This window comes from Candidatus Avelusimicrobium fimicolum, from assembly GCF_021632165.1.
Classification (GTDB): domain Bacteria; phylum Elusimicrobiota; class Elusimicrobia; order Elusimicrobiales; family Elusimicrobiaceae; genus Avelusimicrobium; species Avelusimicrobium fimicola.
Genome location: NZ_JAJWTS010000021.1, coordinates 12,119 through 28,246, shown reverse-complemented (window position 1 = coordinate 28,246; position 16,128 = coordinate 12,119). Strand labels below are relative to the sequence as shown.

The window sequence follows — 16,128 nt, the reverse complement described above, 5'->3', positions numbered from 1 at the left end:
TGGAAGAAATCGCTTTGCAGAAAGGTTTTATTACCAAAGCGGAGTTAGCACAAACCTTGTCCAAGTGTCCGTCTAATACCTATTATCAATATGTAAGCTGTTTATTAAATAAGAACTAGACCCAACTTGACTTATATCCCGATAGTAAGCGGTAATAGGGATGGATAAATACTCTTTTGCCCACCGGAGAAAAAGGCCCCAAAAGGGCCTTTTTTGCGGTCTATAAATACTGCTCTAAAACCCGAATGGATAAAAATCAAACCAAAACCCCGACGAGAGAGGGGAAAATTAGACAACAAAAAAGCCGCTTACTTAAAAGCGGCTTTCTAAATGGTCGACAGAGTGAGAAACGAATGAATGTCCTCAGCTGTTTCGGGCGATTTAACGCGGTTTTGTAGCCATAAAAAGCCGATTTGTGCCCTGTTTTCTAAACTACGGTATACCTATACCCCAAAAAACATAGAGAGTAATATCGGATTGGCTGCAAAATATCAAAAAGGTAATGGACTTGATTTTTTATAGTTTATAGTGTATAGTTTATTTATAAAAAACTATACACTATGTACGAGAGGTAATATATGGGGAAAATAACCAGTCACATGAAAAAGCAAATAGAGCTTTTAACGAAAACCTTTAAGAATCCTCAGGCGGTTGCATCTTTGTATCATTGGCTGGAGACTGAGTTGGCCTATACCTCAAACCACATTGAGGGCAATACGCTTACCCGCCAAGAGACTGCGTTGGTTATTAGTGAAGGTATTACCAAAGGGGAAAAACCCTTAAAAGATTATTTGGAAGCGAAAAACCACGCGGAAGCCTTTAGATATATTCTTAATGAATTGTCCAAAAATAAAAGGATTTCCCAAGATGATATCTTAAAAATTCACTCTATAGTGCTTAAAGGAATTAACGATGTTTTTGCAGGCCGTTACCGTAATGTTCCCGTACGCATTAAAGGCAGTAGTGTGATATTGCCCAATCCGGTTAAAGTATCAGATTTAATGATGTCGTTTGAAGAATACTTACAAACTGAAAAAGATGTAATTAGCCGCGCTATTATGGGGCATTTTAAATTTGTATCTATTCACCCGTTTATTGATGGGAATGGGCGTGTTGGGCGTTTAATAATGAACTTAATACTTTTACAGAATGGTTTATGGCCCATTATTATCCGCCCTAGAGATCGCAAAAAATATATAAGCAGTATCGAAAAGGGGCAATTAACACAAGATACTACTGCTTATGAGGCATTTATGTATAAGGCATTGGAACGCAGCTTTGAAACATATGTGGATATGTTTTATCCCAAGACGGATGAAACCAAATTGCTTAAAATTGGGCAATTTGCCAAAGCCGTTGGCGTGCCTATTTCAACGGTGCGCTATTGGTTGCGTGTCGGTAAATTAATTCCGGTTGCCAAATCAGACGGTGATTTTATGCTTTTTAGTTTGGAACAGGTAAAAAAGTTTAAAAGAAAATGATGTGGACATAGATTCGAATCACTATCTGGTGTGGCCCGAGCGGTAAGTTGGATCCTGCAAATTTGGAGCTCAGAGAAAACGCGGGAAAAATTGCAGTTTACGACGGAGAAAAAAGAACTCTGAGACCGTAACAGATAAGAAAAACAGGTATTCTCCGACGGGAAAACTTTAATTCTTAGACGAAAAAAGCACCTTAAAAAAGGTGCTTTAGAAGATGGTCGGGGCGGCGGGATTCGAACCCACGACCTCACGGTCCCGAACCGTGCGCGCTACCATCTGCGCTACGCCCCGTAAATAATTTTTAAATGGTCGGGAAGGCGGGAATCGAACCCGCGATCTCTCGCACCCCAAGCGAGCGCTCTACCTCTGAGCCACTCCCCGAAAAAAGCAGTCTTTTACTGACTACCTAAACATTTTATCATTATTTTAACAATTCTTCCAGTATTTCTTTTATTTCTGTTAAAAGTTTGACATCGCTGTGGGCTTTTTCGGTTTTGCTTGCTGTCGGAAATTGATATTTAGACAGTTGTTTTTTAGCACCTTCTAATGTTAGTTTGTGTTTGTAAATTAAATCTTTAATTTTGAGAATAGTATAAACATCTTCCTTGGTGTAACGGCGGTGTCCGCTTTCCAGGCGAATTGGACGGATGAGCCCAAATTCAGCCTCCCAATAGCGCACGGAATATTCCGGCACACCGGTAATGCGCTTTACATCGCCGATAGAAAAATAGTCTTTTTGTTCAATTTCTTCTATTCCCATATCCGTATTATATCAATTTGGGAGAGCGGTGCGCTTTATGAGTATTTTTCTGGCCGTTTGCTTGCTTTTGGCGTAAATAAAAAGCCTCGCAAAAGCGAGGTTTTTTAAGTTTGCGCCCGGCGGGAGTCGAACCCACATTTCCAGCTTCGGAGGCTGACGCTCTATCCATTGAACTACGGGCGCGGAAAGCATTTACTCTATTTTATCAAAATTTGGGAGACTGCGCTTTTAAGTTTCGCATTTTCCGGTAAAATATCCTGTTATCTAATCTGAAAAAGGCACATTATCGGGAAACGCTTTTTGATAAAATATAAACAAAGGAGGAAAATATGAAAAAAATAACAGTATTAGTGGCTGCTATTTTATTGGCGGCTTGCAGCAAACCCGCGCCGACGGAGGAGAAAGCCGCCCCTGTGGAGCAAACCGCCGCGGTAGGGGAAATCTATACAGGTGTTTTGCCTGCGGCGGACGGCCCGGGTATCAAAACCACGGTTGCCCTGTTGCCGGACGGTACATTTACTTGGACGAGCGAATATTTGGAAAAGGCTGACGGTGTGTTTGAAGATAAGGGAACTTACACGGTTGAAAACGGGGTGGCAACGCTGACTATTCCCCAGCAAGAGGGCTATTATTTGAAACTCTCACCGGGGCAGGCAACCCTGCTTGACCAAGACCGGCAGCCGATAACCGGAGAACTAGCCGAGCAGTACATTTTAAAAAAAGCCAATTAAAAAAATTCCCGAGTGTTCCTCGGGAATTTTTATGTTATGACGGGGCGACGTGGCACTCCATACGGCTTCTGTACGGGGCTATTAATAGTTTAACGATTTGCCTTTTGGTCTTTTTGCCGTTGTCGTTTCGTTGGTTGCAACATTACAAAAAAAGTGTGGCTCTACTAGTCAAAAGAGGGAAAAAAGCAATCCGTCCGATAGTGTGCGGTGTAGTGCTTTTTAAAAGGGTTGTTTTATTTTTTTTTTGTTAAAATTTTGACAATTAAGGCCGGATATACCCGGATGTGTCTGCTGTATAAAAATGCGTATAAAAGGCCGTTTTGCTCAAATATAAAGGTCTTAACAAGGAGAAAAAATGAAAGGGTTTAACAAAATTTGGCGTTTGTTGCCGTCATCCCCGAGAGTTTCTGTCGGGGAACTGTTTTTATTCAAAAAGGAAAACGACAGATTCCCGATTACAACCTTCGGGAATGACAACGAATCCAAGAACGACAACAACGGATCCCCGAACCCTGAGGGCCACCAACTCCTCGGGGATGACGACTTTATGAAAAAAGAAGGTCATCCTGAACTTGTTTCAGGATCTACATCTTGGGTCGTTAGCCGTGGCTTTACCCTTATTGAACTCTTAGTTGTTGTCCTTATTATCGGTATTTTGGCGGCAGTGGCAGTGCCGCAGTATCAGTTGGCGGTGGATAAATCTAAATTTGCGTCCAATATGCCGCTGTTAGATGCGACGAGAACGGCCCAAGAAGCCTATTATTTGGCAAATGGCCAGTACGCTACGGAGTTTGACCAGTTAGATATGCAGATACCGAAATCCTTTACGATTAAACTGCCCGAAAGTATGGGCGGGGATTGTTGGGAAAATGGTACTTCGGTGATATGTACGAATCAATGTTATTCGTATTTGGCTCCGTGGGGCACTCAGGCGGCAATCTATTTCCGAACATACGCGCATAGCAGTTCTAATACTAAGTTATGCGCCAATGCAGATGAGAGACGGGCTTGCATAATGGGAAAAGGAGAGCAAGACAGTTCTCAGGTGGCCCGTTGGCGCAGGTTGTGCAATTCATTAGGTACCGAAACTTCCCAACACTATGGCGGGGGTATCTTTGCTACGGCACCTACTTTTGATTTACGTTAGTTTTATTGCTTTTTTCCGCCTAAAAAGACGGCTTGTAAATTAAGTTGCTCGTCTAACAACACAATATCGGCCTCAAAACCTTCTTCCAGGCGGCCTTTGTGGGGGATGTTTAATAAGTGCGCGGCATTGGTGCTGGTCAGTTGCGCGGCTTCGGCGGGAGAGTAGCCAAACTTAACCAGATTTTTAAAGGCCTGCGCCATTGTCAGCGCGGAGCCGGCAATTACTTTGTCCGTTTTACGCTTCCATACACCGCCGTCCAAAATAACATCTTCCCCGTTGGCAACAAACGGCCCGGACGTAAGCCCGGTTGGTTTTAGGGCATCAGTAACGGCAACAATGTTTTCAAGCGGTTTTATATGGCGCAAAAAACCGACCACGTCCGGGTGGACGTGTACGCCGTCAGCAATGATTTCGCACGAAATTTCCGGGTGCATCAGCACCGCGCCGGCGGCTCCGGGGTTGCGGTGGTTGAAGCCGCTCATCGCGTTAAATAAATGGGTGGTGTGTTTTATGCCTTGTTGGACGCCGTGTAAAAAATCGCTATAGGTGGCGTTGGTGTGTCCGGCTTGTATCAAAATACCGCGGGCCAAACAGAAATCAATAATAGGGCCGATTCCGGGGAGTTCCGGGGCCAGGGTGATATTGGTAATGTGCCCTTGGGCGGCCTCGTAGAGACGTTTCATATCGTCTAACTGCGGGGGGACAATGTCCTGCGGTTTCATTACTCCCGGTTTTTGGGGAGAGATAAAAGGCCCCTCCAAGTGAAACCCGATAATTTTGGCACCTGTTTCTGAGCCTAGGGCGGGAAGTAATTTTTTTAAAAGGGCTTCCATTTCGTGCGGACGCGCACAATAGAGCGTGGGGCAGAACGCACATACACCGTAGCGCGCCAGTTCGTCTGACATTGTAAGCAGGTCCGCGGGGTTGGCATTTTCCGGTCCGTGCCCGGCAAAGCCGTGGATATGCAAATCAATAAACCCCGGCACGGCCAGCGCGCCTTTGGCATCAAAGGACGGTGTGTTTGGCAAGGAAACTTCTTCGGTAAAAATTTGTTTGATTTTTCCGCCCGAAAGCCACAGCGCCGCCGGCCTTATTTTGCCGGACAGAACGGCGCGGGCATGGGTAATTAATAAATCTTGCATTTAATCCTCTATCTGTAACGTCCAATGCTCCCCGGTGGGCGTTTCGTCCATTTGCCGGGCCAGTTGTGTTTTAAAAGGCTCCGGCAGTTGTTCGCACGCTTCGGGGTCCGCCAATAAGGTGGCGTGCGGGTGGAGTTTTAAGGCCGTAATGGGCCAGTTTAAATCTTTTCCCGGCATTGCCAAATGGGCTACGGCTTCGGCCTTTTTTTCGCCCGAGGCTAAAAATAATACTTCTTTGGCGTCCGTTACCGTGCCTATCCCTACGGATAACGCCTGTTTGGGTACGCGGTGCGGGTCGTTTAAAAAGAAACGCGAGTTAGCCTCTATGGTGCTGGGGGTTAGGTCCACTAACCGTGTTCGGGTATTAAAGGCCGAACCCGGCTCGTTAAAGGCAATATGTCCGTTGCGCCCCACTCCGCCCAGGAATAAATCAATGCCGCCCAGTGCGGCGATAGCGGCCTCGTATTGGGCACACTCTTGGTTTAGGTCCTTGGCCTGCCCGTTTAAAAGGTGGATATTTTCGGGCTGGAAATCCGTTCCGTCAAATAAATTACAATGCATATAACTACGGTAACTCTGCGGGTGGTCCAACGGCAGGCCGACGTATTCGTCCATATTAAATGTAACAACATTTTTAAAGGATAATAAACGGTTTTTGTAGAAAAGCCGCAAATTGGCATACATATCCACCACCGTTCCGCCTGTCGGCAAACCCAGTACAAAGGGCTTTTTGGGCATTGGCGCAAAGGCATTAATTTTTTCCTTGATATAAGCCGCCGCCCACAGCCCTAAATTCATTTTGGTTACTACTAAACGCATATAAAAAATCCCCTATTTTAAATATTGTTTTATTTCATCTGCCAAGAGGTCCGCTTCCGGCCCGATAACTACCTGTACAATGCCGTTTCCGCCATTTACTACCCCGCGCGCCCCCAGTTGTTTGAGGGCATTTTCTTGTACTTCGGTAGCGTTTTTCACTTCCAAACGCAGCCGTGTGGCGCACGCATCCAGCGATAAAATATTATCCTTTCCGCCTAAGGCCTGTATATATTTTTCTCCTCGGGCAAGAGGCTCGTCCGTATGTGTTTGCTCGGGAGCCGGCACCGCAGGTTCAGGGGTGTTAGGTGCCAAAACGGCTTCCGGTTCCCGTCCGGGAGTAAGTAAATTCCATTTGGTAATGGCATAGTAAAAAACAAAATAATAGAGGACTCCGTATGTAAGCCCTACGGGTATTAATTTCCAACCGTTTGTGCCCAAGCCGTAACTAAGTAAATAATCAAAAAGTCCGGCGGAAAAAGTGAAGCCGAGTTTCACTTGCAAAAGGTTCATAACGACGAGAGAAAGGCCCGTTAATACCGCGTGCAACACATACAGCGGAAAAGCCAAAAACATAAACGAAAATTCAATCGGCTCCGTAATCCCGGTTAAAAAGGACGTAAGTGCCATAGACAAAAGAAGCCCAGCCGTGGCTTTTTTGCGGGCGGTATCGGCGGTTTTAATCATCGCCAAACACGCGGCAGGCAGGCCGAACATCATCACCGGGAAGAAACCCGCCATAAAAGTACCGGCTTTGGGGTCTCCCGCAAAAAATCGGGTCAAATCTCCGTGTACCAAGGTATTTACGCCGTTTTGAACGGTGGCAAAATCACCGAATTGGAACCAAACCAAGTTGTTTAAAATGTGGTGCAACCCGAGCGGAATTAACAAACGGTTGGCAAGCCCGTAAAAGAAAAGGCCTATACTGCCGGACGAAATCGTCCAGTTGCCAAACGCGCTGATAGTGCGCCCGATAGGCGGCCATACAAAGTAAAACACGCACGCAAGCAGTAAACACACCGCTCCCGTAACAATGGGCACGAAGCGTTTCCCGCCGAAAAAGGCCAAGTATGGGGGAAGTGCTATATCCTTGTATTTATTGTACAGGCAACCGGCCACCGCGCCCGTAATAATGCCGCCCAAAATATCCATATTAATATCGGGGTCCAGGGTTTTTAGGGTAGCGGTTAAAATCACATAACCGACGAACGCGGCCAATGCCGCGGCTCCGTGGTTTTCTTTGGCGAAGCCGATGGCTACGCCGATAGCAAAAATAATGGGCAAATTGGTAAAAACAGCCCCGCCCGCCTGCGAAATAAAAGCAACATTAAGCAGGTCCGGCTGCCCGAGGCGCAAGAGCAGCCCTGCAATCGGCAGGACGGCAATCGGCAGCATAAGGGCCTTGCCTAATCGGACTAAAAACTTACCAATAGCGGTGCAAACTATTTTTAATTTTTCCATAAATGCTCCTATGATAAGGCAATGTATTTGCGGCCCAAGGCGCGTACTTCCTGCGCCGAGGTTAATTCTAATGCTTGTGCGGCAAGTTCTTCACATTTTTTGTGGCTAACGCGGCGGATTAACGCCTTTACTTGCGCAATGTTTTTAACGCCAACGGCCAATTCGCTTACGCCCAGCCCGATTAAAAAGGGCACAGCGGCCAGGTCGCCCGCCATAGCCCCGCAAACGGCTACGGGGCGGTTATATTTTTTTGCCCCTTGGCTAGTTAAGGAAATGAGTTTTAAGACGGCCGGGTGGAGCGGGTCCGCCTGCGCGCTTAATTCTTTGTGTCCGCGGTCAATCGCCAGCGTATATTGTGTTAAATCGTTCGTGCCGATAGAGAAGAAGTCCGCGTGCCGGGCCAGTTGTCCGCTTGTAAGCGCGGCGGAGGGGACCTCTATCATTGCACCGATTTGCACCTGTTCTTTTATGCCTAATTGTTCGGCCTCTTGGGCGATTAATTTTTTGAAAAAGATAATTTCTTCTGCAAAAGTTACCATCGGCAACATTATGCGCACTTGGTTAAGGGGGGCTGTTTGCAAAACAGCACGGATTTGGGTGCGGAAAAAATCTTCATTGCGTTTAAATGCGCGGATACCGCGCACCCCTACAATGGGGTTATCTTCCGGCAGAATATTTACAAAAGGCAAGGGTTTATCTCCGCCGGCATCCAACAGCCTAAACGTGGCTGACATATCCCGGCAGGCATTGAGTGTTTCCTGATATACGGCCTGCTGTTCGGTTTCGCCGGGTGCGTCAGCGCGGTTATTAAATAAAAATTCGGTGCGTACGAGTCCTAATCCTTCGGCTCCGTGTTGTACGGCTAATGCCGCTTCCTGTGGAGAGGAGACGTTGCCTTGCACAGAAATATGCACGCCGTCAGAGGTTAGTGCCGGCTCCTGCGCTTGGGTAGAAGCCTCTTGCAGCAGGGCCTGTTCCTTTTGATTGGTGGCGGCGAAATCTTTTAGTTGCTCTTTCGTCGGGTTGATGACGGCTTTCCCTTCGTCCGCATATAAGAGGACGGGTGCGCCGCTTGGAATTTGAAGTATATCTTCTCCGGCATTTACTATGGCGGGCAGCCCCATATTGCGCAGCAAAATACCCGCGTGCGCGGTGGGCGAGCCGTGGGCCAGCAGAACGCCGGCGGCTAACCCTGCTAAATGGGATACTTCGGAGGGGAGCAACTCCTCGGCTATTAAAATGCAGCCCGGGGGTAGTTTCGGCAAGGCATATTTCTGCCCGCTCAGCCGCCACAGAAGGGATCGGCGTAAATCTTTAATGTCGGCAATACGCTCCATTAAAAAGCGGTTTTTTGTCTTTTTTAAAATATCTATACTGGTGCGGACGGCTTCGTTTACGGCATAAGATGCTGTTTTGCCGCGGGAGACCGCTTCCAAGGCGGTTTGGTGCATAAGCGGATCCTGCAACAGTGCTAAATGGGCAGCCAAAATATCTTGCGATGTTTTGTGCGGTTCGGCCGCAATTTTGGCTTGCGTTTCGGACGTTTCCGCTTCCAACGCGGCGGACAAGGCTTTTAATTCCTCTTGCGGGTTGGTGGCATTTTCCTCGTATTGGGCATCTGCCGGTTTAAAAAGAAAAGCAGGTCCTTGGGCAAGGCCTCCGCAGGCACACAGGCCGGAAACTTCTGCGCCAGCGGAAAAATCTAGCGGAGTCTTTTTGTTTTCTGTGGGGATAGATAGGTTCGCCCCCTTTTCGCCAAAGGCATTTTGAAAGGCTTTTTCCACTTGGGTCAGAAAGGTTTTGGCTTCGCCGGTCGGACCGCCTGCTTTTACCGTTACTTGGCTGTTGTATTCAAGCGCCAGCCCCATAATACCCACTACGCTTTTAGCGTCGGTGCTTTTATCTCCGCAGCATATCTGTACGGGATAGGCATAGGCGGCTGCCAAACGGGCCAGTACGCCCGCCGGACGCGCGTGCAAACCATTGGAATTTAACACGGTAAAAGGACCGCCCTGCGTAAAAGTTTGGCTTAGATTTGCGGTAGTTTGTTCGCTGGACACGCAAACCTGAAAAAGCGGTTCGCCTGTTTTGGCGAGTTCCGGGGCAATACCTTGTACCTTGGTATCGGCCGGAGCAGTTACCACTAACATAATAAGGGAACTGGCGGCCTTGGCAAGTGCGGTGTGTGAAAATTTTAAAAGGGGTTGGCCCTTTTTAACTGTCTCGCCCTCTTTGACGAGCGGAGTAAACCCTTCGCCTTTTAAAGAGACCGTTTCCAGGCCGACGTGGATTAAAATTTCTATCCCGTTTTGGGCAATAACCAGTGCGTGCAGGGCTTTGTTAAAATTGATAATTTTCCCGTCTATCGGGGCGTAGATAGTGTCTCCGGCGGGGTCAAGGGCAACTCCGTCGCCCAACATACGTTCGCTAAATACCGGGTCGGGCACTTGTTCAAGCGGTACAACTGCGCCGTCAATCGGCGCGAAAACGGTTAAAGGCATAGTAAAATACTCCTTAGAATTACTTTCATTATAGTATATTCTCGGGTGCTTTTTATACGGATTTACATAAAAAATCCCGGCTTGGCAGAAACCAAACCGGGAACAATAAAAAACAGGCTTATTTATCTACGGTTAATAATTCCGTGCCTGTGTGGGCGCCAAATTCAGGCGCGTACATAGATTGCGCCTGTGCCGGGAGCGCGCGGAATTTGCCGGGAATTGTCGGTCGGAGTACATAAGAAAGCGTTACCTTTCCGGCGGGTACCCGGTTGATAAAGAACCGGGTGGCCGCTTCGCGTGTTTCGCGGTATAAGGACAATTTATCCCACTCCCAACCGCTTGTTAAATCCTCGCTTTCAAAGCCGGCGGGCTTGGGGTCATCCAGCAATACATATTCAAATTCACTGTCTGTTGTCAGCGTGAGGTGCACCTCCACCTCGTCGCCTACTTTTATTTCGTCCAAATCCTGCACCGGGCGGAGTTTCTGTACCCCGTCTTGCGTAAAGCGCGTAAAGTATTCGCGCGTTACGTTGATAACTCCCTTGGGCGAAGCCTTTACGGTGGGCGTTTGGTACAGCACTGACAGCGAAGCAAAATCAGGCATTATGCCTTGTTTGGTAATTTCGGCGGTTTTGGTTTTATCGCTGATTTGGCGGCCCGTGTGCGTGAGTTGCAGGTCTTGCGTCCAGTCCATTGGCTCAAACGCGAAGTGTTTTTGCCCGCCGTCCCAATTTACCTGATAGGTTACCGGGAGCGACAGCGCGCCCTTGGCCTGCATTATGTCCAGCAGGGCAAACACGGCTTGGGCCGCGGCTTTGGAATTATTCCACCCGGTTACTTGGCGGTTAAAAAGCAACCATTGGGTCATAGCCTCTATTTGGGGGGCTTGCGGGCGGATTTCTGCCAGTGCGCGCAGGGTGGCCGTTTGGGTGGAAAGAGTGTCTCGGTACCAAACCCAACTTTGTTCCTCGGGGGCAAAATAGGCTCCGGCCAGTTTATCCTGTTTCATACGGGATAAAACGAGGTCCAGGTATTGGTTGGCTTTTATATCGTCTCCCAATCGGTGGTAAACGGCCGCCGCATAGGTTTGGCCGAGGGCCGTCATAAAGCGGGCGTGTTCCCCGGCATAGTCGGCCCAGCGCTTAATATAGGGTTTTGCCTGTGCGATTTGTGCCCAGTTTTGGGGGAACGCGGAAAGAGTATAAGCCGCATATAGCGCTAAGGAAACCGTATCTTCGCTGCCGTCTTTATCGGCCTTTAATTTTTGTTCAATACGGGGGACCATATAGGAAATTGCCTGTTGGGTTTCGGCTTGCGGTATTTCCGCACCGAAAGATACGGCGGATGCAAACGCATTTAAGGCATAGAGGGTTAAATAATCGTCGTCGTGTCCGCCCGGGAACCACGCAAAAGCGCCGCTTGTGTTTTGGAATTTTTTAAGTTGCGTGAGTTCCTTGTTTAGCGTTTTTTGGACCGTTCCCGGATTGAACAAATCTACTAGATCCGCGGTTTTGCTCTGGCGGCCTTGGGCTTGGCGCAGCCACGGTGTTTGTTCTAACAGCGTTAAACGCAACGGATCCTTTTCGTTCCAAACGGCATCTTGACCCGTACGTTTGGGCAGTTTAGAAACCGCTTGTTTCAGTTGCGGATAGGTGGTGTAGAACCGGTGAACCACAGCCAAGGGCGCATAGCGGTTTAAGGTGCTGACAAGGTCTTTGTACGGGGTTGTCAGCAGGTTGGGCATAGAATTAAGCACCGAAAGGGCCAAACTGGGATGAATTGCCAGAACCGCCGTTTGCATATCGGCGGCGGGTACGTCTTTCAGTTCGGTCAGTTCCAAAGTGTTTTGCCCGTTTTTAAGCGCGGTATTGACCGTAGCCAAGGTGCGTTGGCGGCCCGGATAAACAGGCAAGGTTTTTTGTTCGCCGTCGCTTGCCTTGCCGCTGCGGGCGGTGGCGGTAATGCCGTAGAGTGCGGGAACATTGGGGGCGGTAATTTCCCACGTTACAAATTCAGTTGCATTTGCGCCAACGGTTACGCGTTTAGCCGTATTTGTCAGGCCGAAATCCATGAGGGCATTTGCTTGGTCCTTTTGGATAGCAAGAGCGACCTCGGTAGTAATTTTTTTACCCGTTAAGTTGGTAACGGCGGCCTGTAAAATTCCTTTATCGCCCTCCCGGAAAAAACGCGGCATTTGCAGGCGGACCATAAAGTCCTTGCGGGTAACGGTGGCGGCGCTGAACGCGCCGAAATCGGCATTTTGCGTAAGTGCAAAACCGACAATATTCCAAGCCGTTAAACTCTGCGGCAAGGTAAATTTAACGATACTTTGCCCATTAACGACAGGCAAGGCCGCATTAAAATACGCAGTCGCGGCAAAATTGGTACGCGGGGAATCCGCAGAGCCCTCATCATTGGGCGCGGCGGCGGTATCAAAAGATTCTTCGGTTGCGGTTTCTTCGGCGGTTTCAGCAAAACTTTCCTTATAGGTGGCTTTGCTTGCGGCCAGTTGAGGGGCGGCCCCCATAGCGGACTTTAACATTGCGTTGTTGGCGCGCGAAAGCCCGAACATACGGTATGGGCGTGCCGCCATTTGCAAGTTGCTGGCGGGTAATCGCGGCGCCGGGGTAAAGGTATGCTCCGTTTTTCCTGTAAAATAGTTGGAAAAATATCCGTTGGCCTGGTTAGAGGTGCGGTCGGCCGTTTGGGCATTTTGCGGGAAAAGCGCCTGCGCCGATAGTGCGTGTTCCGGTTTTGCGTAATAATCTAACGATTTATCATATACCGTCAAAGCGGCTTGTCCCTGTACGGGACGGCCGGCAGCATCTTTTACGGTTAATTTCCAAGAGGTTTCCTCCCCGGGGCGGACCTCATTAGGAACGTCAATAATAGCCGATAAATTCTTATTGTTAAAGGGAATTTTTACGGTTGCCTGGCCTTGGTGGAACGTATAATTGCTGGCCCCAAACCAAGCAAGCGCCAGCCCGCCGCGCGCCTCTTGTTCCACCGGGAAGGTGTAAACCGACACACCGCCGGGTAATAAATCTTTATGCGTAAGGAAGGTTTCCCCACGGTAGATTTCCACACGTTTGGAGCCTGTCAGATTGCCTGCCCCCAACAATACGCGCGCGGTTTCCCCGGGGTAATAAGTTTCCCGTTGAAAGAGCGTAACGTCCGGCAACTGCAACTGAGAGTGCGTGTCCGCTACCACAAAAACCATACTTTGCGTGCCGGCTTTGTCCGCCTTTAAGGTCAGACGGTAAATTCCTTCCGGCAACGCGGGCAAAGATAAAGTCTTTTCTCCGGCGGTTTTAAAGGAAATATCCTGCGTGAAAGCGGTTTTTACTTCCTTAGCATTTTTAAATTGGTTTTCCAATGTGCGTTCCGGGTGCGGATAAAAACGGTTTTCCTCTTGGACTTCCGGCAATCTGTTTTCCAATAATGATACCTTGACAGATACCTTGCCCGTTACTGCGTTGCCGTCTGCATTGGTAAGTGTGAGCCGGGCAAAGTCGGGCGTTTGGGTATTGGCGTCATAAAAACCTTGCGTAAAGTCCAGTTTAAAGAGTTTAGCCAGCGTGCTGACCGTAAAGGTCTTTTGCGTGCTGATAGGGCGGCCGCTTTCGTCCAACACTTCGGCTTTTACCACATATTTGGCAAAGGTTTCGTCCTTTTCCTGTTGGCGGGGGGTAAAGGAAATTTTAAAAGATCCCTTTTCGTCCGTTTTGGCGGAGCCTTGTGCGATAACGGTATCACCGCCGGCAGGCGGAAATATGGCCCACCAGTAGAAAGGTGGCAGATAGTCTTGGCGGTGTATCGTATAGTTGATGACGGCTCCGGCCAAGGGTGCGCCAAAATAGTACCGGGCTTGGCCTGTTACAGCGGTTTCCTTGTTATATTCCCGGGCGGCTCCGTCTGCGGATAAAGTGATTTCGTAATCCGGGCGTTTGTATTCTTCTACTTGGAACGACTGGTAGGTGCGGTAGGTCCGGTTATTTGCGGTCAAGGAAGCCTGTATTTGAAAGTAGCCTAACATTGGGTTGTCCGGCAGGGTAAATTCAGCCTGTGCGGTTCCCATTGCATTGGTGGCAGGGCGGGCGGTAAAGACGGTGTTGCCCGAAGCGTCCGCCACTTTGATTTCCACACGTTGATTGGGAAGAACCTTTAAGCCGCGCGGCAAGGTTTCAAAAGCATTTAAAGCGAGTTGAACCTTTTCGCCGGGGCGGTAAATGGCGCGGTCCGTTTGCAGGAAAAGCCGTACCGGTTCGTTATTATAAAAATGAAAATAGAGCGCCGGGGCAAAGGCGCGGCTGCCGTCTTTTTCTGCCAAGGGGCTGATAAAATAGTTGTTATTGGTGTTCCGTCCGCTACTGACCGTAATGGGGCGTACAAACGCGGCGGAGCCGTCGGCCTGGGTAACGGCTTTTTGGCGGGTCCCTTTCCAGGTGGTGATAATGTCCAAATTAGCGTTTCCTTCCGTTTCGCCTGTTTTTAAATTAGCGGTGTACACGCGGAATACATTGGGGCGGAACGTTTGCGTCTTGCCGGACAGAGTGGCTACATACTTATCCGGATTGTCCTCAATAGCCCCGGTAACGAACAAGGCCAAATCGGTGGCATTTAAAACGGCCCCTTGCACGGGCGCGGAAGCATCATCAAAAGAGGCGTCATAACTGGCTAGCACAAAGTAGAAACCGTTTTCAAGCGGGGGGAGCGCAACAGTGGCCTTTTGCTCAAAATAAGGGCGTTCGTACATTACTTGTGTGGAGGCGGCTTTGTAAGGCGCGCGGGAAAGCACTTCCTTTATGTTTTTGCCGGATAAACGCGTGAGAAAATCCCACGAGTTCACCGTTCGGCCAACCTGCCCTGCGCGGTAGAATTTTAACAGTTCCTCATACGAGGTTTTGTATATACGGACAAATACTTCTTGTGCGTTCCGGGCGGTGAAAGATAGTTCTGTCTTTTGCGGATTAATGGCCTTGGGCAAGGCATTAAAAGATAGTTCCTTTTTTAAAATTTGCTTTTCCAGTTGGGCGCATTGTTTGGCATAGTAGCCATTGTTTAAGCCTTTGCCAAAGCGGGCAATTTTAAGGGCTTCTTCGCGGTCGCCGTTGCGGTTCCATAATAATTCGGCGGCCTTGTAAGCCGCATAAGAGCGGCCATAGTCGGTATTGTCGGCAGACACATAGCCTTTAATTTTATTCCAAAAGCCCAAGGTTTGGGGGGTAAGACCGCTGATGACGTTTAACTGGCTGACGGCGGCGTTAAGGGCTTTTTCTTTGTTGTTAAGTTCAAAAAAGCGTTCTTGCGTAAAGGGCAATAAAATAAAATCGGTTTGCCAAAAGATTTTGGCATTTTGGCGGCCTTTTCCGTCTAGCAAATAGGCGGTTTTTAGAAGGTAAGCCAATTTTTCGGCCTGTTCCTTCTGTTGGGGCACAACCTCGGCATATCCGTCTAAATATTCGGCATTTTCCAAACGGGCGGGGACAACGGTCTTTTGTGCAGTTAATCTGTTGCGCCACTCAAATACCACATAGTCAAATAGCGTGGGAATACGCTGGGTATCGGTTTCCTTGATGTTTAAAATAAGGGTTTCGCGTTCAACCGGGAAATTGATAAGCGCGGCGCGCATAGCCCAAAGCGTTTCGTAATCTTGGGTGATGCGGGATTCCCACTCGGCTTGGGTCCAGGATTCGGGGTCGTTTTGCGCGTCCTTAGAGTCTATTTGCCGTTCGTTTAATAACCGGCGGTAAACTGAGGCGGCTTGATCTGAAATTTGGATACGGTAGAGCAAAAAGCGCACTTTCCACAAATCGTTTTCAGGCAGGGGATAATTCCAAATGGTTTTAGCGGCATTTAAATATTCGCCAAGGCCGTATTGGCAGGCGGCATAGCGCAGTTGGGCGTGCAGACGCTCCTCTCCGGTGGCCGATTGCATTAATTGTTTGTACTGTGTGAGCGCGGACGAATAATCACCTTTTGCAAAAGATTCCTCCGCCTTGGGCAGACTTTGCGCCCCAATCGCCAACGGCAACAGCAAAATGCCTAAAATAAGATAAAGTGTTTTTTTCATACAATTCCCCTTTATA

8 protein-coding genes, 3 tRNA genes and 1 pseudogene are annotated in these 16,128 nt (G+C 48.6%); 3 read left to right on the top strand and 9 right to left on the bottom strand.

The genetic code is table 11. The features are described 5' to 3' along the window. Positions 1-578: 578 nt before the first annotated feature. Positions 579-1,481: a Fic family protein gene (locus tag ACQY2K_RS07305; RefSeq protein ID WP_428041309.1), complete on the top strand. Its 903-nt coding sequence runs from the start codon at positions 579-581 to the stop codon at positions 1,479-1,481. 215 nt (positions 1,482-1,696) lie between these two features. Here ACQY2K_RS07305 and ACQY2K_RS07300 read toward each other — a convergent pair. From ACQY2K_RS07300 to ACQY2K_RS07285, 4 genes are all read right to left on the bottom strand, one after another. Continuing rightward, positions 1,697-1,772 (bottom strand) — tRNA-Pro (locus ACQY2K_RS07300). A 15-nt stretch (positions 1,773-1,787) separates the two neighbouring features. Further along, positions 1,788-1,862 (bottom strand) — tRNA-Pro (locus tag ACQY2K_RS07295). 40 nt (positions 1,863-1,902) lie between these two features. Further along, positions 1,903-2,241 carry a MerR family transcriptional regulator gene (locus ACQY2K_RS07290; protein WP_177746791.1) on the bottom strand — a complete coding sequence of 113 codons (339 nt, stop codon included), beginning with the start codon at positions 2,239-2,241 and terminating at the stop codon, positions 1,903-1,905. Between the two features lie 111 nt (positions 2,242-2,352). Continuing rightward, positions 2,353-2,424 (bottom strand) — tRNA-Arg (locus ACQY2K_RS07285). A gap of 146 nt (positions 2,425-2,570) precedes the next feature. On the opposite strand from ACQY2K_RS07285, the gene ACQY2K_RS07280 reads away from it, so the two are divergent. After that, a complete protein-coding gene (locus ACQY2K_RS07280) occupies positions 2,571-2,972 on the top strand; it encodes a copper resistance protein NlpE (RefSeq protein WP_428041308.1) in 402 nt (133 codons plus the stop codon). Positions 2,973-3,327: 355 nt separating this feature from the next. Continuing rightward, a complete protein-coding gene (locus ACQY2K_RS07275) occupies positions 3,328-4,119 on the top strand; it encodes a type IV pilin protein (protein ID WP_428041307.1) in 792 nt (263 codons plus the stop codon). Between the two features lie 2 nt (positions 4,120-4,121). Here ACQY2K_RS07275 and nagA read toward each other — a convergent pair whose 3' ends face one another. The 5 genes and pseudogenes from nagA to ACQY2K_RS07250 all read right to left on the bottom strand — a co-directional run bounded on the left by nagA (position 4,122) and on the right by ACQY2K_RS07250 (position 16,112). Then, entirely contained in the window at positions 4,122-5,261 is a 1,140-nt protein-coding gene (gene nagA / locus ACQY2K_RS07270; protein WP_428041306.1) for an N-acetylglucosamine-6-phosphate deacetylase, read from the bottom strand. Beyond that, entirely contained in the window at positions 5,262-6,080 is an 819-nt protein-coding gene (gene nagB, locus ACQY2K_RS07265) for a glucosamine-6-phosphate deaminase (RefSeq protein ID WP_428041305.1), read from the bottom strand. A 27-nt stretch (positions 6,081-6,107) separates the two neighbouring features. Then, positions 6,108-7,538: pseudogene (gene nagE / locus ACQY2K_RS07260) on the bottom strand (N-acetylglucosamine-specific PTS transporter subunit IIBC); the annotation flags it as partial. Positions 7,539-7,546: 8 nt separating this feature from the next. Further along, positions 7,547-10,039 (bottom strand): phosphoenolpyruvate--protein phosphotransferase, encoded by a 2,493-nt coding sequence (ptsP, locus tag ACQY2K_RS07255; protein ID WP_428041304.1) that lies wholly within the window; start codon positions 10,037-10,039, stop codon positions 7,547-7,549. Between the two features lie 118 nt (positions 10,040-10,157). Then, on the bottom strand, positions 10,158-16,112 hold the full coding sequence (locus ACQY2K_RS07250) for an MG2 domain-containing protein (RefSeq protein WP_428041303.1): 5,955 nt from the start codon (positions 16,110-16,112) through the stop codon (positions 10,158-10,160). Positions 16,113-16,128: the final 16 nt, after the last annotated feature.